The organism is Tenacibaculum sp. E3R01 (assembly GCF_003318185.1).
Taxonomy (GTDB): Bacteria; Bacteroidota; Bacteroidia; order Flavobacteriales; family Flavobacteriaceae; genus Polaribacter; species Polaribacter halocynthiae.
The window spans coordinates 277,797-302,013 of record NZ_QOCC01000019.1 but is presented as its reverse complement, the minus strand read 5'-3'; the positions used below and the strand labels follow the sequence as shown (position 1 = coordinate 302,013).

Genomic DNA, 24,217 nt, shown 5'->3' with positions numbered 1-24,217 from the left:
ACTTATGGATAAGGAAAAAATTATAAACATTATAAACGAGAAATATGCTCCTTTGAATGATGAATGCAAATTAAAATTTGCAAGAAATTCTAAGGTATTAACTTTAAAAAAAGGAGATGTATTAGTAAAAGAAGGACAAAATTCAGATAAAGCATTCTTTATAGTAAAAGGAAGTGCAAGAGCATATTATTTAAAAGATGGGAAAGATATCACAGATTGGTTTGCTTTTGAAAATGATTTTATATGTGCTATTAATAGTTTTTTTCAAAAAATACCAAGTCCACACTATATAGAAGTTTTAGAAGAAACGCTACTGCTTGAAACTTCAAGAGATAATATAATGAAATTATCAAATGAGTATCATGCTTTTGAAAAATTAACTAATAAAGTAGCCACAAAAACAATGTTAAAACTTCAGGCTAGAATTGTATCTATGCAATTTCAATCAGCCGAACAAAAATATCAAAATATTCTATTAGCCTATCCACAAATTACCCAAAGAGTGCCTTTAACACATATAGCATCATTTATTGGAATTACTCTTGAAACATTAAGTAGAATTAGAAAGTTGCATAGCCGAATTTGATATAAATCAAATGATAATTCATAAAATGAATAGACCTTTGTAAAAAAAGTAAGGTGAAACAAATTCATTCTATATCAGGAATAGTAATAACTGTTTTCATAAGCCTCCATCTATATAATCATTTTTACAGTTTGGTAGGGATAGAAAAACATATTGACGTTATGGATACACTTCGTATGTTTTATAGAAATCTGTTTTTTGAAATATTGTTATTGTTTTCAATCTTAATTCAGATTGTATCTGGAGTGAAACTCTTTTTGATTAAAATAAATAGTGCAAAGAATTTTTTTGAAAAACTCCAGTCATGGAGTGGTCTTTATATAGCTTTTTTCTTAGTTATTCATCTTAGTGCTGTTTTTGTAGGTAGACTGTTTTTAAAATTAGATACTAATATTTTTTTCGGAGTAGCTGGATTAAATACGTTTCCTTTTTTTTTGTTTTTTATCCCATATTATGGGTTAGCTATTATTTCTTTTTTTGGTCACTTAGCATCAATACATAATATGAAAATGAAAAAAAACATGTTAGGAACTAGCCCTACTAAACAAGGATATATAATTTTATTTCTTGGAGTGTTGTTTTCTATCGTAATACTTTATGGATTAACAGATGGTTTCAAAGGGATTGAAATTCCAAAAGAATATAATGTTTTAATAGGTAAATAAAATATAAATGGATTTAACTACAAATTGGGGAAAAATAAGAAATCATTTTAATAAAAGTTTTCGTTCAAATTTTCATGTTTCAATTGCATCAATAACTTCAGACGGTAACCCAACTGTAACACCAATTGGTTCTATGTTTTTGAATGATAATCAAGCTGGTTTTTATTTTGAAAAGTTTACATCTAAGTTACAAGAAAGCAAAAAAAAGAATATTTGTGTTTTAGGAGTTAACAGTCGTAGTTTTTTTTGGATATCCTCTTTATTTAAAGAAAGGTTTTCTACAAGCCCAGGAATTAAACTTTATGGTGAATTAGGAGAAAAACGTAAAGCAACACCTAAAGAAATAGCTAGGTTAAATAGAAGAATGAAATTAACCAAAGGTTTAAAAGGGAATACTTATTTATGGAAAAGTATGGAATACGTACGTGAAATTAAATTTACAAGAGCAGAGAAAATAAATTTGGGAAAAATGACTAAAGATATATAAATGAACAACTATTTATTTATAGCAGGTATCTTATCTTTTCTTTTAGGAGTAATCCATTCGGTTTTAGGTGAATATTTAATTTTTAAAAAGAAAAGAATAAAAAAAGAAATAGTTCCTTCAAAAGATAGTTTAGAATTAAGAGAAAGGCACTTAAGAATTTTATGGTCTACATGGCATTTAGCATCAGTATTTGGGTGTTGTATTGCTGGGCTATTAATAAAAATATCATTAATAGAAAACTTTCAAGAAATTGAACTAGTTAATTTTATATTAGAACTAATTAGTTCTACCATGTTTTTTGGAGCAATTTTGGTTTTGATTGGAACAAAAGGGAAACATCCTGGTTGGTTTATACTATTGTTAATAGGGTTTTTAATTGTTGTTTCTTGTAAAATAATGTAAATTTTATTTTATAAGTATAAATATAAGAAAAGTGTCAATAGTAATATTGATACTTTTTTTATGTAACGAAATAGGTAAAAACTATACATATAAGTGTCAACTAAATAATTAACCAAAATGATTACACGCTTTTTAAATTTAGAATGGAAACAATATTTTCGTTCATCATATTGGCAAAGGAGTATTGGAATTAAAATTTTATTAGGTTTTTTTGCTTTATATTTTGTTATAATGTTTCTGTTCTTAGGGGTAGGGATATTTCCTGCATTAAAAAAAATGTTCCCTGATAAGGATCCTTTTATAATAGTTAACGGATTTCTGTTTTTTTGGATTATGGGTGATTTAATTGCTCGTTTTTTTCTTCAAAAACTACCAGTTATGACAATAAAACCACTGCTAACTTTACCTGTGAAAAAGAATAAAATTATTAATTACGTTTTAGGTAAGTCTGCTGCGTCATTTTTTAATTTTTTACCACTATTTGCAATTATTCCTTTTGGTGTTGTTTTATTAACAAAAGGATATGATACAGTTCAAATTTCTATATGGATGATAACTATGATAATAGTGGTTCTAATCATTAATTTTTTGAATTTTGTAATAGAAAATGCAAGTGCTAAAAGTGATTTGTCTTTTTTACCGTTGATAGTTATTTCTTCAGGACTATTTGCTTTAGATTATTTTAATATAGTTTCTTTCTCTAACTTGGTTTCAAAAGGAATTTTAGGAATATCAAACAATCCAATTTTAATTTCTATACCTCTTTTACTGTTGGTTGGTTTATACTATGCAAATTATTTAATTTTAAAAAGTAATTTGTTTCTAGATTCTGCGGTACAAAATAAAGTAGAAGAAGCTAAAACTTCAGATTATACTTGGACAGAGCGTTTTGGAGATATTGCTCCTTTTATGCAATTAGACTTAAAACTAATTATGCGTAATAAAAGAACAAAATCTACTCTTTGGATGTTAATAATTGGGCTTTTGTACGGGTTGTTTTTTTATCCTCAACCACAATATGCAGATAAAGAATTTTTCTTTGCATTTATAGGAATATTTACAACAGGTATTTTTTTAATAAACTTTGGGCAATTTATTCCGGCTTGGGATAGTGGATATTATAAAATGATTATGAGTCAAAATTTTAAATATGAACGATATTTAAAATCTAAGTTTATGTTAATGAGTATGAGTGTAATTATTCTTTTTTTATTAGGAATGCCTTATGTTTATTTTGGATGGAAAATTTTATTAGCTCATTTTGCAGCTGCCATTTATAATATTGGAGTTAATACACATGTAATTATGTATGGAGGTACATTTAATCGTAAGAAAATTAATTTAGACGAAAAAGCTGCATTTAATTATCAAGGAACTGGAGCAGTTCAATGGATAATAGGTATTCCATTAATGCTTATTCCAATGGGGATATTTGGTCTTGTAAGTTGGTTGGTAAATTTTGAAATAGCTATAATCTCATTAATTTTTTTAGGGCTTTTAGGTATTGTATTTCACCAAAAAATTATGAAAGCTATTACTAGAAAATACATAGCTAATAAGTACGCTATGATACACGCATTTGATCAAGAAAACTAATCAGAAAACATTATGATACAAGTAACAAAACTTACTAAAAAATACGGGAACGCTCAAGTTTTAAGTATAGAAGAATTACAAATTCCAACAGGACAATCATTTGGTTTAGTTGGTAACAATGGAGCAGGTAAAACAACATATTTTAACATACTTTTAGATTTAATTCGACCAACAACGGGTGAAATATCTAATAATAATGTGTTAGTTAATAAAAGTGAAGATTGGAAAACATTTACAGGTTCATTTATAGATGAAAGTTTTTTAATAGGGTATTTAACACCTCAAGAATATTTTGAATTTGTTGGCGATTTAAGAGGAATGAATAAAGCAGATGTTAAAAGCTATTTAAGTCAATTTGAAGATTTTTTTAATGATGAAATTTTAGGAAAGAAAAAGTACTTAAGAGATTTAAGTAAAGGGAATCAGAAAAAAGTTGGAATTATAGCAGCAATGATGGGGAACCCACAAGTAGTTGTTTTAGATGAGCCTTTTGCTAATTTAGATCCAACTACTCAAATTAGATTAAAAACAATCATTAAAAAACTTACTGAGAACAAAGAAGTTACAGTGTTGATATCTAGTCATGATTTAAGTCACGTAACAGAAGTTTGTGAGCGAATAGTTGTACTAGATAAAGGAAATGTTGTAAAAGATTTAAATACATCAACAGAAACTTTGAAAGAATTGGAGAGCTATTTTTCAGCATAATATAAAAATTACCATTTTATTACTATTTTTACGCATTTACACAATAACTTAAAGGTATAGTTGTTGTTAAAGTAAATGCGTATTTTTTTATGAAAAAACTATCCAATATATTAGTTTTCAGTATTGTTCTAACTATCATAGTATCATGTAGTGTGAAAAAGAATTCTATTATAAGTCGAAACTTCCATGCATTAACTACCAAATATAATGTGCTGTTCAATGGAGAGCAAGCATATTTAAAAGGGCTTAAAGAGATTGAAAACAAGCATAAAGATAACTTCTGGAAGCGATTAGCTATTGAACCAATTACGTTTAATGATAGAAAAATACAACAAGTATCATTAAAACCAGGTAGTGGTTTTGGAAATGATGATGCGGTAGAAGAAAATAAAAACCTTACTAATTTTGATAAGGCAGAAGAAAAGGCTGTAAAAGCAATTCAAAAACATTCGATGAATATTAATGGGTATGAAAAAAATCGTCAAATAGATGATGCCTATTTATTACTAGGGAAAGCAAGGTATTATACGCAACGTTTCATTCCTGCAATAGAGTCTTTCAATTATGTAATTGCAAACTATCCAAATGCTAATCTAATAAATGAAACTAAAATTTGGAGAGCTAAAACTAACATTCGTTTAGACAATGAAAAGCTAGCAATAGAATCATTAAAATTTTTATTAGAAGTTCAAGAAAATGAAAAAGAACTTCCTGATGAAATAAGAGAACAAGCACATACAGCTATGGCTATGGCTTATGAAAAAACAGATACAATTCAGAAAGTAATTGAGCATTTAACAAAGGCAGTTACAATATTTAAAAATAAAGAACAGTCAGCTAGAAATATGTTTGTTTTAGGACAGATTTATAGTGAATTAGATAGGAAAGATTCAGCTAGAATGGTATTTAAAAAATTAGCTGATTATAAAAAATCACCTTATAAATATAGAATAAGAGCAAATGTTGAATTAGCCAAAAATACAGCAAATGATTCATCATCAGTGCTGGTGTTGAGTAGGTTAAAAAAATTAATCAAAAATACAGATAATCGTAAGTTTTTAAATGTATTATACTACCAAGCAGGAGTTTTAGAAGTTGGTAGAAATAAAACACAGAATGCTATAAATTACTTTAAAAAGTCACTAGCAGCTAAAAATAATGATGATTATCAAAAAACATATACATATGAACAACTGGGGAATATCGCATTTAACAAGCAAAAATATGTTTCCGCAGGAGCTTATTATGATAGTGTTTTAACTGTTACATCTAAAGAGTTCGATCAAGAAAAAAGAATACGAAGAATACGTAGAAAAAATAAAGGATTAACAACCCTTAGGAAGTTTGAAGAAACTGTAAAAACAAACGATAGTGTTTTGAACCTTGTAGCGATGAGTAAAGATGAACAAGTTTTGTTTTTTGAAAAGTATATTGAAAAAATAAAAAAAGAAGATGAAGAGAATAAACAACAAATGTTGAATTCTCAAAACTTTGGTAGCTCATTTGGAGGTATTGGAGCCAATAATAGTGGTAAAAAAGGGAAATGGTATTTTTATAATACACAAAGTGTAGCGTTTGGTAAAGTAGCTTTTGAAAGAGTATGGGGAAATAGAGTTTTAGAAGATAATTGGAGGTTGTCAGACAAAAATTCACTTTTAGGTGAAGAAGAAAGCTCTGAAAATGATTCTCCTACAGAGGTGAAAGTTGACCCAAGATATGAACTATCAACGTATATTGATGCTATTCCTAAAGAATCAAAGGATATTGATAAACTAAGTGATGACCGTAATGAAGCATTATATCAATTAGGCTTAATTTATAAAGAACAATTTAAAAATTCTGAGTTAGCAATAAAAAACCTTGAAAAGTTAAAGGAACTTAGAAAAGATGATAAAATGGAGTTAGCAATTAGCTACCATTTATATCAGATTTATAGTCAGATAAATGATCAAGAGAAAGCAGATTACAACAAGAATATTGTATTAAACAAGTACCCTGAAACTAAATTTGCACAAGTAATAAAATCTCCAAACAAAAAATTAATTGAAAATAAAAAAGAAGATCAAGTTGTAAAAAAGTATAAAGAAATTTATTATTTGTACAAAGAAAATAAATTTGAAGAAACAGTAGTTGAAATTGATAAGTTTTCTTCATCAATTCAAAATTCAAATTTAATTCCTAAATTAGCACTCCTAAAAGCCTTGTCAATAGGTAAGTATCAAGATAAAGTAGCTTATGCTAAAGCTTTAGAGTTTGTGTCTTTAAGTTATGCAAATACTATTGAAGGAAAAAAGGCAAAAGAGATCATGAAAAAACTGAAAAAAATAAAATAACCTTATAAAACTCCCCTTAAATATGTTTAGTAAAGAAAGTAAAAAAACGAATGTTAAATCTGTCTCAGAAAGAAATGTAATTGGAAAAAACACAAAAATAACTGGTGATATTATTTCTGAAGGTGATTTTAGAATTGATGGTACTTTAGAAGGTAACATTGAAACTAAAGGAAGAATTATTATTGGTGAAACAGGTTTCATTAAAGGAAAAGCTGAATGTACTAACGCAGATGTTGAAGGGAAATTTTCAGGAGATTTACAAGTTTCAAATACGTTAACCGTAAAAACGTCAGCTAATATTACCGGAGATGTAGTTATAGGCAAGTTATCAGTAGAGCCAGGAGCTACATTCAATGCAACATGTTCTATGAAAGGAGCAATAAAAGAATTGAAGAAAGATGGGCAAAAACGTGCCGAAAAAACCGCTTAACAAATACATTCGGTTTACCACTATTGCTTTTCAAATGGGTTTAACCATTTATTTAGGAAACTTACTAGGTGAATGGTTAGATACCAAATATTCAAATGAAGGAGGCTTATATGCTAAAATATGTACATTAGTGGCCGTTTTTTTAGCAATGTTCTCCGTTATTCAACAAGTTACAAAAATTTCAAAAAACAATGATTAAACGAATTTTGTTTTTTCTTGCTGCAGTACTTATAGTTTTAGCAGTAAGTTATTTTCCGCATAATTATGTTATAATAGCAAAAGAAATTCAATTATCATTCTCATTACTAGGAGTATATTTGTTTCATGTGGTATCAGCAACTATAGTGTATCTTATAGTTGAATTTGTGGCAGATAAAATGCCCAATCAAGCAGGTTATGCATACTTAGCTTCCATATTTTTAAAAATCGGATTTTTCGTGTTAGTTTTTCAAGCTTCAGTTTTTACAAATGAACAACTTACTAAGCCAGAAAGGTTTTCATTAGTAATTCCGTTGTTTTTGTTTTTAATTCTTGAAGCAATTGCTGTTTCAAAACTATTGAACAGCAAATAGTTTGCTAGTTTTTACTAGAAATAAATCTCATGAAAACATTCTCATAAAAACTAAATAAAAAAACGGTTTGTAGTTTTAATTAATTGTTTACCTTTGCACGGAAATTTAGAGACCACAACCCTATATTTAAAAAGGTATGATGATAGCAAAAAAATCTATCAAATTTTTAACAGTTTTAGCATTGGTTTTCACTTCTTTTGGAGTGTTTGCTGGTGGAGGAGATAAGAAATCTTCCGAAAACGACGGTGGAAAAGTAGACACCAAAGAAGAAATTAAAAACTACATCAAGCATCACTTAGCGGATTCACATGATTTTTCATTGTTTTCTTATTCAAACGATGCAGGTGAAAGAAAGCATGTAGGCTTTCCTTTACCAGTGATTGTTTGGACTAGTAAAGGTTTGAAAACATTTATGTCGTCAAAATTTCATCATAATGATGATGGTAAGTTAGTTGTTGATGCTGGAGGTGTTAAGTTAACTAAAATTCATAGTAAAATTTATGAGTTAGATGCTAACGCTACAACAGTTGCTTTTGATGAAACTCATCATGCAACTAATGCACACAAGGTGTTAGATTTATCTATAACAAAAAGTGTTTTTGGAATTTTATTAGCAGGATTGTTAATGTTTTTAGGTTTTGGTTCGTTAGCTAAAGGGTATAAAAAAGGAGCGATTCCTACTGGAGTTGGTCGTGTTTTAGAACCATTGGTTTTATACGTAAGAGATGAAATAGCAAGGCCAAATATTGGAGAAAAAAAATATAAAAGATTTATGCCATATTTATTAACGGTGTTTTTCTTTATTTGGATATTAAACTTATTAGGATTAACACCATTAGGTTTTAATGTTACAGGTCAAATTGCAGTAACTGTATGTTTAGCATTGTTTACTTTAGTAGTTTATATAACTAACGGATCGAAAGATTTTTGGGCGCATACTTTATGGATGCCAGGTGTTCCAAAGATTTTAAGGCCAGTATTAGCTGTTTTAGAATTAGCAGGGTTTTTACTAATCAAACCATTTTCATTATTAGTACGTTTGTTTGCAAATATTACAGCAGGTCACTCAGTAGTAATGGGTATTGCAGCACTTATGGTGTTGTTGAAAACTGAATTTGGAACAGTAGGTGCAACAGGTATTTCATTTTTGTTAACTATGTTTTTAACAATTATTGAATTATTAGTAGCTTTTTTACAAGCATTTATTTTTACAATGCTTTCTGCTTTGTTTATTGGAATGGCAGTAGAAGAGCATGATCATGCACATGATCACTAAGAATTATTATAGAGTAGAATAAGAATTTGTTTAATTTAATATAAATCAATTAGTATGTACAATTTAATTGGAGCAGGATTAATCGTAATCGGTGGAGGAATCGGATTAGGTCAAATTGGAGGAAAAGCAATGGAAGGAATTGCTCGTCAACCTGAGGCTGCTGGTAAAATCCAAACAGCGATGATCATTATCGGAGCATTATTAGAAGGATTAGCATTTGGTGCTTTACTTTTAGGAAAATAATTCCGAAACAAAAACAACGAAAACATTTTCTGCAACGGTTGGTTGCAGAAATGTTTTTAAAATTAAACAACAAAAAGACAATAATTAAGTATTATGGATATTTTTAATGATTTTTCGATAGGATTATTTGCAATGCAATTAACTATCTTAATTCTATTATTATTTTTATTAGCAAAGTTTGCATGGAAACCTATTTTAAATTCTTTAGATGAAAGAGAAGAAGGTATTCAAAATGCATTAGATCAAGCAGAGAATGCTCGTAAAGAAATGCAAAACTTGCAAGCTGATAATGAAAAGATGATAAAAGAAGCACGTGCAGAGAGAGATGCAATGATGAAAGATGCTCGTGAAATTAAAGATAACATTATAGCAGAAGCAAAAGAAGAAGCACAAGAACAAGCTTCTATCATGATTGAAAATGCTAAAGCAACTATTAAGCAAGAACAACAAGCAGCTGTTGCTGAGTTAAAAAAGAATGTTGCTGAATTATCTATAGGTATAGCACAATCTGTTGTTAAAAAAGAATTAGCTTCACAAGACGAACAATTAAAACTTGTTGAAGGAATGTTACAAGACGTTACTTTAAACTAATTAATCGATGAAAGGAGCAAGACCAGCATTACGTTATGCAAAAGCAGTTTTAAATTTAGCTAAAGAATCAGGTAATGATGCTTTAGTAAATGAAAACATGCAGCTAATCGTAAATACTATTGCTGAAAGTGATGATTTAGAGACAATGTTAAAAAGTCCAATAATCAAAGCTAAGGATAAGCAAAAAGTTTTAGTTGCGCTTTTTGGTGATAAAGTAGATACTATAGTAAAAGGTTTGTTTAATTTATTAGAAGAGAACAAACGTATGCTTATGTTAGAACCAATAGCTAAGCAATACACTATTATTTATGATTATCATAAAAGTATGCAAGTTGCTAAAGTTACTACTGCGGTAGCTTTAACTAAAGAGTTAGAAGATAAAATACAAGCAAAAATTGTTGACCTAACAGGTAACAGTGCTAGTATAGAAAATATAGTAAATCCATCTATTTTAGGAGGGTTTATTTTACGTGTTGGAGATGTGCAGTATGATGCAAGTATTTCTAATCAATTTAATGAATTAAGGAGAGAATTTGACAACAGTCATTATATTCCAAAAATTTAATTTTACGTCAAAAGATATAAGATGGCAGCAATTAAACCAGCTGAAGTATCAGCAATTTTAAAGGAACAATTAACAAATTTCGAAGCGAAAGCTTCGTTAAATGAAGTAGGAACTGTATTACAAGTAGGTGATGGTATTGCTCGTGTTTACGGTTTATCAAATGTACAATACGGTGAATTAGTTGAATTCGATAACGGATTAGAAGGTATCGTATTAAACTTAGAAGAAGATAATGCAGGTGTTGTATTATTAGGTGCTTCTACATCTGTAAGAGAAGGTTCTACTGTAAAACGTACTGAAAGAATTGCTTCTTTAAGAGCTGGAGAAGGAATTGTAGGACGTGTTGTAAACACTTTAGGTCAACCAATTGATGGTAAAGGACCAATTGAGGGTGATACTTTCGAAATGCCTTTAGAGCGTAGAGCTCCTGGTGTTATTTATCGTGAGCCTGTAACTGAACCTATGCAAACTGGTATCAAGTCTATTGATGCAATGATTCCTGTAGGACGTGGTCAACGTGAGTTAATTATTGGTGACCGTCAAACTGGTAAATCAACAGTTGCTATTGATACTATCTTAAATCAAAAAGAATTTTATGATGCAGGGCAACCAGTGTACTGTATCTATGTAGCTATTGGTCAAAAAGCTTCAACTGTAGCGGCTATTGCTAACATGTTAGAAGAAAAAGGTGCTTTAGCATATACAACAATTGTTGCTGCAAATGCATCTGATCCTGCTCCAATGCAGGTATATGCACCTTTCGCAGGAGCTGCAATTGGTGAGTACTTCCGTGATACTGGTAGACCAGCATTAATTGTTTATGATGATTTATCTAAACAAGCAGTTGCTTACCGTGAGGTATCTTTATTATTAAGAAGACCTCCAGGACGTGAAGCATATCCAGGAGATGTATTTTACTTACACTCAAGATTATTAGAGCGTGCTGCAAAAGTGATCAATGATGATAAAATTGCAAGTGAAATGAATGATTTACCTGATTCTTTAAAAGGAATTGTAAAAGGTGGAGGTTCTTTAACTGCATTACCTATTATTGAAACACAAGCAGGTGACGTTTCAGCATATATCCCAACAAACGTAATTTCTATTACTGATGGGCAAATATTCTTAGAGTCTGATTTATTTAACTCAGGTGTACGTCCAGCAATTAACGTTGGTATTTCTGTATCACGTGTTGGTGGTAATGCTCAAATTAAATCTATGAAAAAAGTATCTGGTACTTTAAAATTAGATCAAGCTCAATACCGTGAATTAGAAGCATTTGCTAAGTTTGGATCTGATTTAGATGCAGCTACAATGAATGTGATTTCTAAAGGACAACGTAATGTAGAAATTTTAAAACAAGCTCAAAACGATCCTTTTACTGTTGAAGATCAAGTAGCAATCATTTATGCAGGTTCTAAAAACTTGTTAAAAGATGTTCCAGTTAAGAAAGTAAAAGAATTTGAGAAAGATTATATAGAGTACTTAAATGCTAAGCATAGAGATACTTTAGATACATTAAAAGCAGGTAAATTAACTGATGAAGTAATTGATACTTTAACAGCAGCTGCTAAAGAGATTTCAGCTAAATTTTCAGCTTAATAATAGTTAAAACAATATTCCCGCAAATTTTGCGGGAATCTTATAAATTTTAAGTGCAATTACATGGCAAACTTAAAAGAAATACGAAACAGGATTACTTCAATTAAATCAACAATGCAGATTACCTCTGCCATGAAAATGGTATCGGCTGCTAAGTTGAAAAAAGCTCAAGATGCAATTACGGCAATGCGTCCTTATTCATCTAAGCTTACTGAATTATTGCAAAGCTTAAGCGCTACTTTAGATAGTGATGCAGGTGGAGCATATTCAACGCAAAGAGAAGTAAACAAAGTGTTGTTAGTTACGATAACCTCAAACAGAGGTTTATGTGGTGGTTTTAATTCTTCAATTATAAAAGAAACAGTTAAAACGATTAATGAAACATACAACGGAGTTACTGTTGACTTATTTACAATTGGTAAAAAAGGAAACGATATCTTATCAAAAGAAAATAATGTTATTGAAAATAGAAATGATATTTTTGATGAGTTAACTTTTGATAACGTAGCTATAGTTGCAGAGCAATTAATGGATTTATACGTAGGTGGTTCTTATGATAAAATAGAAATCATTTACAATAGATTTAAGAATGCTGCAACTCAAATACCACAAGTTGAACAGTTCATACCTATTAAACCGATTGAAGGTGATGCAAACGTAAATTTAGATTATGTTTTTGAACCATCAAAAGAAGAAATTGTTTTAGAGTTAATTCCTAAATCATTAAAAACTCAGTTATACAAAGCTATTCGTGATTCATTTGCTGCTGAACATGGAGCTCGTATGACTGCAATGCATAAAGCAACTGATAACGCTACTGAATTACGTGACGAATTATTACTAACGTATAACAAAGCACGTCAAGCTGCGATTACTAATGAAATTTTAGAAATTGTTGGTGGTGCAGAAGCATTGAATAATTAAGAAATTATTTATCTTATATATAAAGCGAACCAACTTGGTTCGCTTTTTTTTACATTATTTTCTAAACTAAATAGATACTAAGTTTTTAATTGCCTTGGATTTTTGATTATTTCTATTTGCTAAGTATAGATAAACTAATAAGGGAATGAGTCCATGCGGTATTCTATATAATACTAAATACATGTATTGATGCACAATACTCAATGATACATCATAACTTAGACCGCTTATTATTCTTGCAAAAGCGGTAATAAAACCCCAAAAGCAAGCATATAGCAACATCGTTTTTGCTACTTTAGGTATAAACAAACCAATTGCAATAATAAAATCTATAATCCCAGCTATAAATAATAGGTTTTTAGCGCTTGTTTCTGTGATGGGTAATATATTTAACGTCATTGTAACAAAGTTACCTGGTAACGGATAAAAAACACCAATAGCATACATTCCATGACAAGTAAAAGCTAAAGCAATGAAAATTTTTAACTTAAATATCAATTGATGAATATTTCGAGTTTTTAAATAATATACTAATGCTATTGGAACTCCAAATTGAATTGCATGTTCAAAGAACATAATTAAGTGATAAAACTTATTTTTAGTAATTAGCATCGCTAATACTACTATACTAACTGCTCCTAATTTCAAGATTGTTAGTTGCCATTTTTTAGAAGTTTCAGTAATAGTGAGTGATATTATTGCACAAACAGTGTATAAGCCACCTATACTTTTGGTTAAAAACTGTATAGCATGATCAGTATTTAAGTTTGTAACATACGATTGCCAAGATGTATTAAAAACAAAATTAATTATAGGTTCTAATAGTTGCTGATCCCAAAATACACTTCGATAAGGAGCATCCCAAAACAAATGTTGATATGCTCTACCAGAAAAAATAAAAAAGGTACTGATTTTTAAAAAATTAAGAAGAGTTGTTCGATTCATAAAAAGATCAAATATATAATTACCACGATTTTCCTTTGTTAACTATGCGTTAGTAGATTGTGTTTATAGGGTTAACATATTGTTTAGTAGTTTATTATACTATTAATTCTTTTTTTTGGTTATATACTAATTATCAGTAAAAATATATTTGTAACTAAATTCTATTAACTAAACATAATCCCCCCTTCAAGATGAAAAAATCTTTTTTAAACATACTACTTTTTTTAGTAGTTACTTCTTACGCATCAAATGATAAGTACCGATTAATTCTAACAGATAATCCAGCGACTACAATTATGATTGGTTGGAATCAGATTTCTGGTACAAGTCCTAAAGTGCATTACGGCACTACAGATTATGGAACAAATTGGCAAAATTATCCAAGTTCAAATAGTATAGATCGATCAATTTCTTATAAAGGAATGAGTAATACTTTTGCTAAATTGACTGGTTTAACCCCAAATACCAATTACTATTTCGTTATTAGAGATAGTCAAGGAACCAGTAGCCGTTTCTGGTTTAAAACTGCTCCTAGTAATAATCAAAGAATGTCATTCATTGCAGGAGGAGATTCTAGGAATAATAGAACCCCTAGAAGAAATGCTAACTTGTTAGTGTCAAAATTAAAACCAACAGCTGTTTTTTTTGGTGGTGATATGACTAACGGAGATTCAAGTTCAGAATGGCAAGGTTGGTTTAATGATTGGCAATATACAATAGCTACTGATGGAAGAATGTTTCCAATAATACCAGCTAGAGGAAATCATGAAGATTCAAACAATAGCATTTATAATTTATTTAATGTTTCTTCATCTAATGTATATTATGATATTACTTTTGGAAATAATTTGTATACAATTTATACATTAAATTCTGAAATTTCTGCTGGCGGAAATCAATATTCTTGGTTGAACCAAAAACTAAACGGAAATAGTTCTATATGGAAATCTGCTCAATATCATAAACCAATGAGACCTCACGTATCTTCAAAATCTGAAGGTAATGATGAATATGCTAACTGGGCTCAGTTATTTTATGATAAAGGTGTTAATTTAGTTTTTGAATCGGATTCACATACAGTTAAAACAACTTGGCCTGTGAAACCTTGTTCAGGTGGAAGTGGATGTGATGATGGTTTTATAAGAGATAATAACAATGGAACTACTTATGTTGGAGAAGGTTGTTGGGGAGCTCCATTACGTTCTTCAAATGATGCAAAAAACTGGACAAGAAATAATGGTACTTTTAATCAGTTTAAATGGATTTTTGTTGAAGAATCAAAAATTGAAGTTAGAACAATTAAAGTAGATAATGCAAATAATGTAGGTTCAGTAACTAATGATAATCCATTTACTACCCCTTCTAATATAGATGTTTGGAACCCGTCAAATGGAAGTGTTGTAACTATTATAAACTCGAACGTGAGTTATCCAGAAGTAACTCTAACTAACCCGATTGATGGTTCAACTCATAAAGTTAATATAGCAATAACTATCAATGCGAATGCCTCGGATAGCGATGGAACAATAGCTAATGTGAAGTTTTATGTAAATGATAACTTAATAAAAACTGATACAAGTTCACCGTATTCAACCAGTTGGACACCTAGTGTTAATAATCAATCATATATTTTAAAAACTGTAGCAATAGATAATGATGGAAATGAAACAATATCAAAAGAAGTTTCAATCTTTGTAGGAGAGGTATCAAAAACAATAACATCAACAATTAATAGTGGAGATGATGATGCTGAACAATATGAATCATCTGGTAAAATGTATATGAATAGTTCTGATTTAGAATTAGTGTATGATGGAAGTTCAAAAGGGAACCAACACATTGGTTTATTATTTAGAAATTTAAACATACCTACAAATGCTACGATTACAAGTGCATACATTCAATTCACTACAGATGAAACTAATTCAGGAAATACTTCATTAGGGATAAAGATTGAAGATTCGTCAAATGCTCAAAATATAACTTCTCAAGGGTATAATATTACATCAAGATCGTATTATAATAAAACGATTAATTGGAATCCAAACTCATGGACTACAGTTGGAGAATCTGGAAATAAACAAAAAACACCAGAGTTAAAAGAATTAGTACAAAAAATAATAAATAAATCGAGTTGGAGTCTTGGTAACTCAATGATGTTTTATATCTCAGGAACAGGAGAGCGAACTGCTGAATCATATGAAGGAAGTAGTAGTAAAGCTCCAAAATTAGTTATAACGTATACAACTGGTAGTTCCGACGGAGGAGGAAATACTCCAAAATGTGAAGATGTTTATGTAACTCTAGTGTTTGATAAATATTCAAAAGAAACATCATGGACATTGAAAAATAGTAGCAACGAAGTAGTTATGAGTGGAGGGAATTATACCCAAGGAAATGGAGAGTCAATTACGGTATCTAAGTGCTTACCAGTTGGGTGTTATGATTTTAGTATTAATGACACCTATGGAGATGGAATTTGTTGTGATTATGGAAACGGTTCATATAAAGTAACGAAAACTGACGGTACAGTTTTGGTATCTGGTGGTAGTTTTACAAGTTCAGATACTAAACAATTTTGTTTAATGAATACTTCTGCAAGAAAAAAAGAAAAGAAAGAAACATCATTAAAATCAAAAATTACTCTTTATCCGAACCCTACTTCTGATAGATTATTCATTAGTGGAGGTGAAAACACATTATTATGGATAGCGAAAGTTCTTGATATTTCTGGTAAAAAAATACTTGAAGTACCTGTAATAAATAGTTCTATAAATATTTCAAACTTAACTAATAATTCAATTTATTTTATTGAAATATTTAATGAATTTGGTGAGAATAAACTGTCAGAAAAAATAATAAAGAAACATTGAAATTAAATAAAAAAAATATAGATTTGCTATCTTAAAATTAAAATCATAAACTATGAAAAAAGTATTATTTAAAACAATTTTATTATTAAGTATTGTGTGTTTCTCATCTTGTTCTAGTAATGAAGAAGAAGCTCTTGATGGAGGTACGATTAATGAAATTAAAATGACAATAGACGGAAAGAATATTGTTTTTAATAAGGTTGCTATTGGTATTGATGACTATCACGCTTATGGAGGAGATGCATCAAAATTAACAGGTACAATTAATGGTTCAACAGATAAGGTTATAACGATTGTCCTTTTAAAAAATAAAGTTGGATCTGGATCTTTAGCTGAGGTTACTTATATTGATAATGGAAAGGAATATCGATTCAATGAAGTTTTATCATTTTTAAATTGTTCAGACAATACTAAATTAACTTTTATTACATCAAAAAATGACGGAACTAGTTTTTCTGGTAATTTCTCTGGGAAAATTGAAAGTTGTGAGAAGAGTAATAAGAGTAATATATTAGGAACTATTAATATTACAAAAGGTTCATTTAGTGTAAAGAAGTAAAAAGTTATTAAAAGAAATTGAGTTAATAACTCTTTAACATAAAAAAAGGTTAGCTGAAAGGCTAACCTTTTTTTATGTTATTTATAATACTTTGCGGATCAATTCCACATTGTAGTTGTAACTCTTCAGTAGTTCCGTGATGAATAAAATTATCAGGAATTCCTAAGACTTCTATTTTACCTTGATAGTTATAGTTTGAGGCAATTTCTATAATAGCACTTCCAAATCCACCATTTTTGCAACCATCTTCAATAGTAATTATTCTATTAAAGGTTTTAAAAATATTTTTAAGTATTTCAATGTCTAATGGTTTTACAAAACGCATATCATAATGAGCAACAAGATCTTTATTTTTAATATTATATATCGCTTCAGTGACATTTTTAGCTATTGTGCCAATTGATAGTATAGCTATTTTATTACCTTCTTTTAAACAAGTTGCTTTGCCAATTTCTATTTTATTAAAAGGAAGCTGCCAGTTTTTGATGTTTCCTCTTCCTCTTGGATAGCGAATTGCTATTGGTTGCTTTAATTCTTTTTGAGCAGTGTATAATATATTTCGAAGTTCTATTTCGTTTCTAGGAGCAAATATTATTAAATTAGGAATACATCGTAAGTAAGCAATGTCAAAAACACCATGATGAGTAGCTCCATCTTGACCTACTAGTCCAGCCCTATCTAAACAAAAAATAACTGGTAAATTTTGTAGCGCTACATCATGAATTACTTGATCATATGAACGTTGTAAAAAAGTAGAGTAAATATTACAATAAGGAATTAATCCTTCAGTAGCCATACCAGCAGCTAAAGTTACTGCATGTTGTTCAGCAATACCAACATCAAAAGTACGTTCAGGAAACTCTTCCAACATAAATTTTAATGAACTTCCAGTTAACATAGCTGGAGTAATACCTACTATTTTTTTGTTTTTATGAGCTAATTCAACAATTGTTTTTCCAAAAACATCTTGAAATTTAGTAAACTCATTTTTTTCTTTCGGTAAAACATCACCTGAAATTTTATCAAATTTACCAGGAGCATGATATTTTACTTGATTTTCTTCTGCTTGGCGTAATCCTTTTCCTTTTGTAGTAATTACATGTAAAAACTTAGGGCCAGGAACCTTTTTTAAACGTTCAAGTTCTCTTAGTAATTCTTCAAGATTATGACCATCTATAGGGCCAGAATAATCAAAATTTAATCCTTCAAAAATATTATGTTGTTCTACATCGTTTCGAGTAGATTTTATACGAGTTAAATAATCTTTTAATGCACCTACAGAAGGGTCAATCCCTATAGCGTTGTCGTTTAAAATAACTAGTAAATTTGCATTAGTGTCTCCTCCATGATTCAACGCTTCAAATGCCATTCCGCTAGCAATAGATGCATCACCAATAACAGCAATATGATGTTTGTTTTTTCCTTGTAGTTTTGAAGCTATTGCCATACCTAAAGCTGCAGATATTGAAGTAGAAGAATGCCCTACGCCAAAAGTATCATATTCACTTTCACTACGTTTTGGAAATCCAGAAATTCCATTTAACTGACGATTTGTATGGAATACATTTTTTCTACCAGTTAAAATTTTATGAACATATGCTTGGTGTCCTACATCCCAAACTAATAAATCTTCAGGAGTGTTAAAAACGTAATGCAATGCAATTGTTAATTCAATTACCCCTAAGCTAGCACCTAAATGCCCTTCTTTAGTTGAAACTACATCAATAATAAAATCGCGTAATTCTTTAGCCACTGTAGGTAAATTATTTACAGTGATTTTTCTTAAATCAGAGGGATATTCGATAGTATGTAATAGGCTTTCTGACATTAAACAAATGTACAAAAAGCATTATATAACCCTACTGTAAGCATAAAACTTTGTAGTTTTGTAGTATGAGTAAATTATATGTAGTGCCAACGCCAATTGGAAACCTAGAAGATATGACTTTAAGAGCAATTAGAGTTCTTAAAGAAGTTGATGCTATTTTAGCTGAAGATACACGTACAAGTGGGAAGCTATTAAAGCATTTCGAAATTGCAACACCAATGCAATCTCATCATATGCATAATGAACATAAAACGGTAGATACAATTATTAGGCGTTTGCAAAGTGGTGAAATTTTTGCATTGATTTCTGATGCTGGAACTCCAGCAATTTCTGATCCTGGTTTTTTACTAACACGAGCTTGTATTCAACACGAAATAGATGTTGAATGTTTGCCTGGTGCTACAGCCTTTGTTCCAGCTTTAGTTAACTCTGGTTTACCAAATGATAAGTTTGTTTTTGAAGGTTTTTTGCCTGTTAAAAAAGGAAGGCAAACTCGTTTAAAATTACTTGCTGAAGAAACTAGAACCATGATATTTTATGAAAGTCCGCACAAGCTTTTAAAAACATTAACTCATTTTGGTGAATATTTTGGTAACGATAGGCAAGTGTCAGTATCTAGAGAATTAACAAAATTATTTGAAGAAACCAAACGAGGAAGCGTAGAAGAAGTGTTATCATATTATACAGTTAAACCTGCTAAAGGTGAAATAGTTATTATTGTTGATGGTAAAAAATAGGTTTCTCATTTTAAAAAGAAACTAATTGATATTCTGGATACTGTTTTTGTAATAATTTTTCTGATTTTTCAGGAATAACTTTAAGGGTTATATATGTTATAATTATTGAAAAGACAATCATGAAAGAAGAAAACATACAAAAGAATAGTCCCATTTCATAAAAATCTTTGTTGGTAGGTAAACTAATATCGAAAATGTAAAAAAGAATAAGAGTAAGACTTCCAATGCCTTGAGTTTTTATGATGTCTTCTAGCATCCATCTTTTTCCTGTTTTCTTATTTTTTTTCTTTAAATTTTTGCTAGAATAATAAACTGCTATGGTTTGTAGTAAACAAAGAGATAAATAGGTCGTAGTATATATGTAATAAGCAAAATTTAGTTGTTGAATTTGATAAAAAGACAATAACATTAATACAGTTAAAATGATTTTAGGAAGCTTAAACCAATCTTTAATAAATTGAAATACAATTTTAATATATTTTTTATTTAGTTGCTTTTGTTTTTCTTCAATTACATCCATAAAACCAAATATTCCAAATTTTTTAAAAGAAATATCTCTTGCTTTTTCGAAAGATAGTTGTGGTTTATTATCCCATATTTGCTCAATATCATTAGCTAAATGATCTACAAGTTCAGTTTGTACATCATAATATTCTACATAATGCTGTCGGGTAAATATATACAACTCTTCTATATGTTTTTCTGTTAGCTTTTTCATAATGATAATTCTCTTTTTATGTTTTCAATTTTAGTGTATGCCATTCGAAAAATTTTGTAACCTGTATGCATTGCTACATAGTATAAAGGAATTAATAATAACCACACTTTTTTTTGAATTACTTCAGAAGTGTATGGTATAAATTGGATAACCATGTTAAGAATTAAAAAAGTAAAAGAGAAATAGAAAATCCCATAGTTTATATGAACAGATTTCCCAAATTTTTTAAAATAGAGTATAACTGTGTGTATTAAACAAAAAACAATAGGTATTATGTACAAGATAATGTTTAGCTGTTTAAAATATTTCAAAGAAATACTTTGAGCTAAAAAAAAGTAGGTTAATGTAAGTGTGAAAAAAACTAATACTTTTTTAAATGATTTAAAGAAATCTATAAACATTTTAGAAAATTGTTTTCTGTAAAGAGTATTTATAGTTTTCCAACCGTTTTTATGGATTTCACGTAAGTTTTTATTCCAACCACATCTTTCTAAAGCATTTTTAAATTCACTTTTAAAAAGTGTAGTTTCAGAATTTAATTCAATATCAGAGACTAAGTGATCCACCATTTCTATCCTTTGATCCCAATATTCAATTCCGTTTTCCTTTAAATAATTATCTATGAATTGTATTTGTTCCTTAGTTAATTCCATACTTATTCAATTAAGTAATTATATTTTTCTTTGATAGTATTCATTTTTGAGATAAAGCTTTCTCCTGAAAGAAATAAACCAAAAAAAGAAATAAGCATTGTATTAAAAAGGGAAGAATTCCAATCACCATTATTATTACCAATTTTTGATAAATTAAAAAATTGAAAAGCTATATTGATTATGATTCCTCCTGCTAAAGAGTATGAATGAACAATTTTTAATTTTCCAAATGTTTTTATAAATTCTCTTGTTTTTAATACATAATATGTGATGTATCCAATCAATAAAATTATTGGAAAATACAAAGTGTTTATGCTTTGTAATTTATTCATATAAAAACTAATGCTAGCGACTATGCTTATTATAGCTAAGTTTCTTGGTTTAATTACCTGTTGAACCATATCTTTTAAAATAAATAAAGCATCAGACCAAAACTTTTTCTTCAATATTGAATCATACCTTTTTTTTAGCTCTTTTTTTCTACTTAACATATATTTTAAAAAATGAGTATGAAGTCGTTGGTCTTCATAAAAAGCAGGAATATTACTCACTTTATTTTCTATGTCTGAAGCAATATGATCTACCATTTCAAATCGGATGTCGATATATTCGACACCAATAGCTTCTAAAAAATTATTTATTTGTTGTACTTGTTCCTTAGTTAATTCCATTAAAAAGAATATTTTTTTAACAATGTAAAGTGCTTTTTATAAAGCTTTATAGCTAGTTGAAACATAAATAAACTAACAACTAAAATCATTGTTTTTAATAAATCTAAGCCATCATGTTTGGTTATAAAAGAACCAGAAATCATAAAAGGAAATAAAACTACAGCCAACACTTGAGTTTCATATAAAAACCTGAAAGATGTTTTTTGCTTCGTAGAATATATATGGACGTAACCTAATATGATTAATAAAGAAAGAGCATAGGATACGGTTTGAAAAGTAATGTTTGCGATATCCGTTATAAGGGTTGAAACATTTAAAGAAATACTATCATTGAAACCTATTGAGAGTAGCATTAGAATAAATATACTCCATATTTTTATAGCATGTGGTTTTCCATATTTTTTCATTTTATTTATAATAAGTAAAGGTTTTACATAGCAATACCCTAAATAAATACTAGAAGAATTTTGTAAAAGAACATTCCATTTTTCAGTTGCTTTATTAAATGAATGATCAAAGTCTTTTTCAGTAAGCATAGTGCTTTCTATTTCCGAAATTATGTGGTCAAGTACTTCAACTCTAATATCTATATAGTAAACCATTTTTTTATCTAGATACTTTTTTACTTGCTGTGTTTGGTTTTTAGTTAGCTCCATACTTAATCTAAACTTAATTTTGGATTTACTAATTGCTGCATAGTTTTTAAAAACTCTTGCATTTCTGCTAATTTATTAGCCGTTTCTTTTGTACCGCTTTCAGTCAACTTATAGTACTTTCGTAATCTGTTTCCAACTTTAGCTACTTCTACATCTAATAAACCTTCAGCTTCTAGTTTGTGTAAAGCAGGATACAAAGCGCCTTCAGTAATTTGCAATTCTCCTTTTGTTAGTTCTTTTACTTTTTGTGTTATTTCGTAGCCATACATTTTATCATTTTGTGCTAAAAGTTTTAAAATGATGGTTTGTAATGAACCTTTATATAATTTTTGATTTCCCATTTCGTTACCTGTCTTACTGTTTTGCATTTTAAAAAACGCTTAAAACATGGTGTAAATGTATGCATAATTTTCTTATGTATAAAATTCTTAGGTATTATTTTATGGAAACTCTAACTATTCATTCGTTATTAGTTTGTTACTTTTGCACGATATTACTTAAAGAATGGCAAAATTTTACAAATTATCTATAAAAGAAGTTATTAAAGAAACTACTGATGCAGTTTCTATTTTATTTACAATTCCTGAAACATTAAAAGAAACTTTTTCTTTTGTAGCAGGACAATACGTTACTTTAAAGAAAGAAATAAAAAAAGAAGAAGTAAGAAGAGCGTACTCTATTTGTTCATCACCTAAAAGTGGAGAGCTTAAAGTAGCAGTAAAAGCTGTTGAAAACGGGAGGTTTTCTTCGTATGCAACTTCAGAACTTAAAGCAGGTGATGAAATAGAGGTTACTGCACCAGAAGGTAAATTTATATTGCAACCAGCAACTAATAAAAATTATATTGGATTTGCTGCAGGAAGTGGAATAACTCCTGTGCTTTCAATGATAAAATCAACATTAGAAAATTCTACTTCTACATTTACATTGGTGTATGGAAATAAAAGTGTTGCTGATACTATTTTTTATAAAGAATTAGGTGATTTACAACAACAATATCCTGAGCAATTTAAGTTGAATTATGTTTTTAGTAGGGAGCGTAATGAACCATCGTTATTTGGTAGAATAGATAAAGGCAATGTTAATTATTTTATAAAGAATTTATATAAAGAAATTTCTTTTGACGAAGCGTTTTTATGTGGTCCTGAAGAAATGATAAAAATAGCTTCTTCAGCATTAAGTGAAAATGGATTAAGTGAGAATGAGATTCATTTTGAATTGTTTACAGCGTCAGTTAATGAGGAAAATGTTTCTGAAATAAAAGATGGTGAAACAGAAATTACTGTGATGTTAGATGATGAGGAAACTACCTTTACAATGAAACAAACAGATACGTTGTTAGCTGCAAGTTTACGAAATAAACTTGATGCTCCATATTCATGTCAAGGAGGTGTTTGTAGTAGTTGTATAGCTTTGGTAACTGAAGGTAAAGCTGTGATGACTAAAAACTCTATTTTAACAGATGATGAGTTAGAAGAAGGATTAGTTTTAACCTGTATGGCTCATCCAACGACAGCTAAAGTAACTGTAGATTACGACGAGGTATAATTTGTTGAATACTCTAGTAGTTTAAATGATGGCTATTATTTATAAATAA

27 protein-coding genes are annotated in these 24,217 nt (G+C 29.2%); 20 read left to right on the top strand and 7 right to left on the bottom strand.

The genetic code is table 11. The features are described from left to right. The first annotated feature begins 4 nt into the window (after positions 1-4). The 16 genes from DS884_RS06555 to atpG all read left to right on the top strand — a co-directional run bounded on the left by DS884_RS06555 (position 5) and on the right by atpG (position 12,980). Positions 5-586, top strand: a complete 582-nt coding sequence (locus DS884_RS06555; RefSeq protein ID WP_113786190.1) for a Crp/Fnr family transcriptional regulator — start codon at positions 5-7, stop codon at positions 584-586. A 53-nt stretch (positions 587-639) separates the two neighbouring features. Next, a complete protein-coding gene (locus tag DS884_RS06550) occupies positions 640-1,251 on the top strand; it encodes a hypothetical protein (RefSeq protein WP_113786189.1) in 612 nt (203 codons plus the stop codon). A gap of 7 nt (positions 1,252-1,258) precedes the next feature. Then, a complete protein-coding gene (locus DS884_RS06545; protein WP_113786188.1) occupies positions 1,259-1,738 on the top strand; it encodes a pyridoxamine 5'-phosphate oxidase family protein in 480 nt (159 codons plus the stop codon). Continuing rightward, positions 1,739-2,140, top strand: a complete 402-nt coding sequence (locus DS884_RS06540) for a hypothetical protein (RefSeq protein ID WP_113786187.1) — start codon at positions 1,739-1,741, stop codon at positions 2,138-2,140. A gap of 117 nt (positions 2,141-2,257) precedes the next feature. Beyond that, entirely contained in the window at positions 2,258-3,736 is a 1,479-nt protein-coding gene (locus DS884_RS06535) for a DUF5687 family protein (RefSeq protein WP_113786186.1), read from the top strand. Between the two features lie 12 nt (positions 3,737-3,748). Next, positions 3,749-4,444: an ABC transporter ATP-binding protein gene (locus DS884_RS06530; RefSeq protein ID WP_093869634.1), complete on the top strand. Its 696-nt coding sequence runs from the start codon at positions 3,749-3,751 to the stop codon at positions 4,442-4,444. A gap of 89 nt (positions 4,445-4,533) precedes the next feature. Then, entirely contained in the window at positions 4,534-6,777 is a 2,244-nt protein-coding gene (locus DS884_RS06525) for a tetratricopeptide repeat protein (protein ID WP_113786185.1), read from the top strand. 22 nt (positions 6,778-6,799) lie between these two features. Beyond that, the gene (locus DS884_RS06520; RefSeq protein ID WP_093869636.1) at positions 6,800-7,207 is read left to right on the top strand and encodes a polymer-forming cytoskeletal protein; all 408 of its coding nucleotides are present in this window, start codon (positions 6,800-6,802) and stop codon (positions 7,205-7,207) included. Continuing rightward, the gene (locus tag DS884_RS06515; protein ID WP_093869637.1) at positions 7,176-7,406 is read left to right on the top strand and encodes an AtpZ/AtpI family protein; all 231 of its coding nucleotides are present in this window, start codon (positions 7,176-7,178) and stop codon (positions 7,404-7,406) included. Before DS884_RS06520 ends, DS884_RS06515 begins: the two co-directional genes overlap by 32 nt. Continuing rightward, a complete protein-coding gene (locus tag DS884_RS06510) occupies positions 7,399-7,779 on the top strand; it encodes a DUF6168 family protein (RefSeq protein ID WP_199488190.1) in 381 nt (126 codons plus the stop codon). The genes DS884_RS06515 and DS884_RS06510 overlap by 8 nt, the downstream gene beginning before the upstream one ends. A gap of 136 nt (positions 7,780-7,915) precedes the next feature. Beyond that, entirely contained in the window at positions 7,916-9,055 is a 1,140-nt protein-coding gene (atpB, locus tag DS884_RS06505; RefSeq protein ID WP_113786184.1) for a F0F1 ATP synthase subunit A, read from the top strand. Between the two features lie 54 nt (positions 9,056-9,109). Next, entirely contained in the window at positions 9,110-9,298 is a 189-nt protein-coding gene (gene atpE, locus DS884_RS06500) for an ATP synthase F0 subunit C (protein ID WP_053973883.1), read from the top strand. Positions 9,299-9,391: 93 nt separating this feature from the next. Then, positions 9,392-9,889 (top strand): F0F1 ATP synthase subunit B, encoded by a 498-nt coding sequence (locus tag DS884_RS06495; RefSeq protein WP_093869639.1) that lies wholly within the window; start codon positions 9,392-9,394, stop codon positions 9,887-9,889. Positions 9,890-9,896: 7 nt separating this feature from the next. After that, positions 9,897-10,454: an ATP synthase F1 subunit delta gene (gene atpH / locus DS884_RS06490; RefSeq protein ID WP_093869640.1), complete on the top strand. Its 558-nt coding sequence runs from the start codon at positions 9,897-9,899 to the stop codon at positions 10,452-10,454. Positions 10,455-10,475: 21 nt separating this feature from the next. After that, a complete protein-coding gene (gene atpA / locus DS884_RS06485) occupies positions 10,476-12,056 on the top strand; it encodes a F0F1 ATP synthase subunit alpha (protein ID WP_093869641.1) in 1,581 nt (526 codons plus the stop codon). Between the two features lie 63 nt (positions 12,057-12,119). Further along, the gene (gene atpG, locus DS884_RS06480; RefSeq protein ID WP_113786183.1) at positions 12,120-12,980 is read left to right on the top strand and encodes an ATP synthase F1 subunit gamma; all 861 of its coding nucleotides are present in this window, start codon (positions 12,120-12,122) and stop codon (positions 12,978-12,980) included. Positions 12,981-13,046: 66 nt separating this feature from the next. Here the strand turns inward: atpG and DS884_RS06475 are convergent, their stop codons facing one another. After that, positions 13,047-13,925, bottom strand: a complete 879-nt coding sequence (locus DS884_RS06475; RefSeq protein WP_113786182.1) for a hypothetical protein — start codon at positions 13,923-13,925, stop codon at positions 13,047-13,049. A 191-nt stretch (positions 13,926-14,116) separates the two neighbouring features. Here DS884_RS06475 and DS884_RS06470 point away from each other — a divergent pair, with 191 nt between their 5' ends. Then, positions 14,117-16,798 carry an Ig-like domain-containing protein gene (locus DS884_RS06470; protein WP_113786181.1) on the top strand — a complete coding sequence of 894 codons (2,682 nt, stop codon included), beginning with the start codon at positions 14,117-14,119 and terminating at the stop codon, positions 16,796-16,798. A gap of 52 nt (positions 16,799-16,850) precedes the next feature. Beyond that, positions 16,851-17,357 carry a hypothetical protein gene (locus tag DS884_RS06465; RefSeq protein ID WP_113786180.1) on the top strand — a complete coding sequence of 169 codons (507 nt, stop codon included), beginning with the start codon at positions 16,851-16,853 and terminating at the stop codon, positions 17,355-17,357. 61 nt (positions 17,358-17,418) lie between these two features. Here DS884_RS06465 and dxs read toward each other — a convergent pair whose 3' ends face one another. After that, positions 17,419-19,185: a 1-deoxy-D-xylulose-5-phosphate synthase gene (dxs, locus tag DS884_RS06460; RefSeq protein WP_113786179.1), complete on the bottom strand. Its 1,767-nt coding sequence runs from the start codon at positions 19,183-19,185 to the stop codon at positions 17,419-17,421. 65 nt (positions 19,186-19,250) lie between these two features. On the opposite strand from dxs, the gene rsmI reads away from it, so the two are divergent. Beyond that, entirely contained in the window at positions 19,251-19,922 is a 672-nt protein-coding gene (gene rsmI, locus DS884_RS06455; protein ID WP_113786178.1) for a 16S rRNA (cytidine(1402)-2'-O)-methyltransferase, read from the top strand. Positions 19,923-19,932: 10 nt separating this feature from the next. Here rsmI and DS884_RS06450 read toward each other — a convergent pair whose 3' ends face one another. From DS884_RS06450 to DS884_RS06430, 5 genes are read right to left on the bottom strand one after another with little or no spacing between them, the layout of a single operon-like run. Next, complete coding sequence (locus tag DS884_RS06450) at positions 19,933-20,640, bottom strand: hypothetical protein (protein WP_093869647.1); 708 nt, start codon at positions 20,638-20,640, stop codon at positions 19,933-19,935. Continuing rightward, positions 20,637-21,293, bottom strand: a complete 657-nt coding sequence (locus DS884_RS06445) for a hypothetical protein (RefSeq protein ID WP_113786177.1) — start codon at positions 21,291-21,293, stop codon at positions 20,637-20,639. The genes DS884_RS06450 and DS884_RS06445 overlap by 4 nt, the downstream gene beginning before the upstream one ends. Before the next feature lie 2 nt (positions 21,294-21,295). Continuing rightward, positions 21,296-21,964, bottom strand: a complete 669-nt coding sequence (locus tag DS884_RS06440; RefSeq protein ID WP_113786176.1) for a hypothetical protein — start codon at positions 21,962-21,964, stop codon at positions 21,296-21,298. After that, positions 21,964-22,620 carry a hypothetical protein gene (locus tag DS884_RS06435; protein ID WP_113786175.1) on the bottom strand — a complete coding sequence of 219 codons (657 nt, stop codon included), beginning with the start codon at positions 22,618-22,620 and terminating at the stop codon, positions 21,964-21,966. Before DS884_RS06435 ends, DS884_RS06440 begins: the two co-directional genes overlap by 1 nt. Positions 22,621-22,622: 2 nt before the next feature. Then, positions 22,623-22,961: a PadR family transcriptional regulator gene (locus tag DS884_RS06430; protein ID WP_113786524.1), complete on the bottom strand. Its 339-nt coding sequence runs from the start codon at positions 22,959-22,961 to the stop codon at positions 22,623-22,625. A gap of 163 nt (positions 22,962-23,124) precedes the next feature. Between DS884_RS06430 and DS884_RS06425 the strand changes: the two genes are divergently transcribed. Then, the gene (locus tag DS884_RS06425) at positions 23,125-24,168 is read left to right on the top strand and encodes a ferredoxin--NADP reductase (RefSeq protein WP_113786174.1); all 1,044 of its coding nucleotides are present in this window, start codon (positions 23,125-23,127) and stop codon (positions 24,166-24,168) included. The last annotated feature ends 49 nt before the right edge of the window (positions 24,169-24,217 follow it).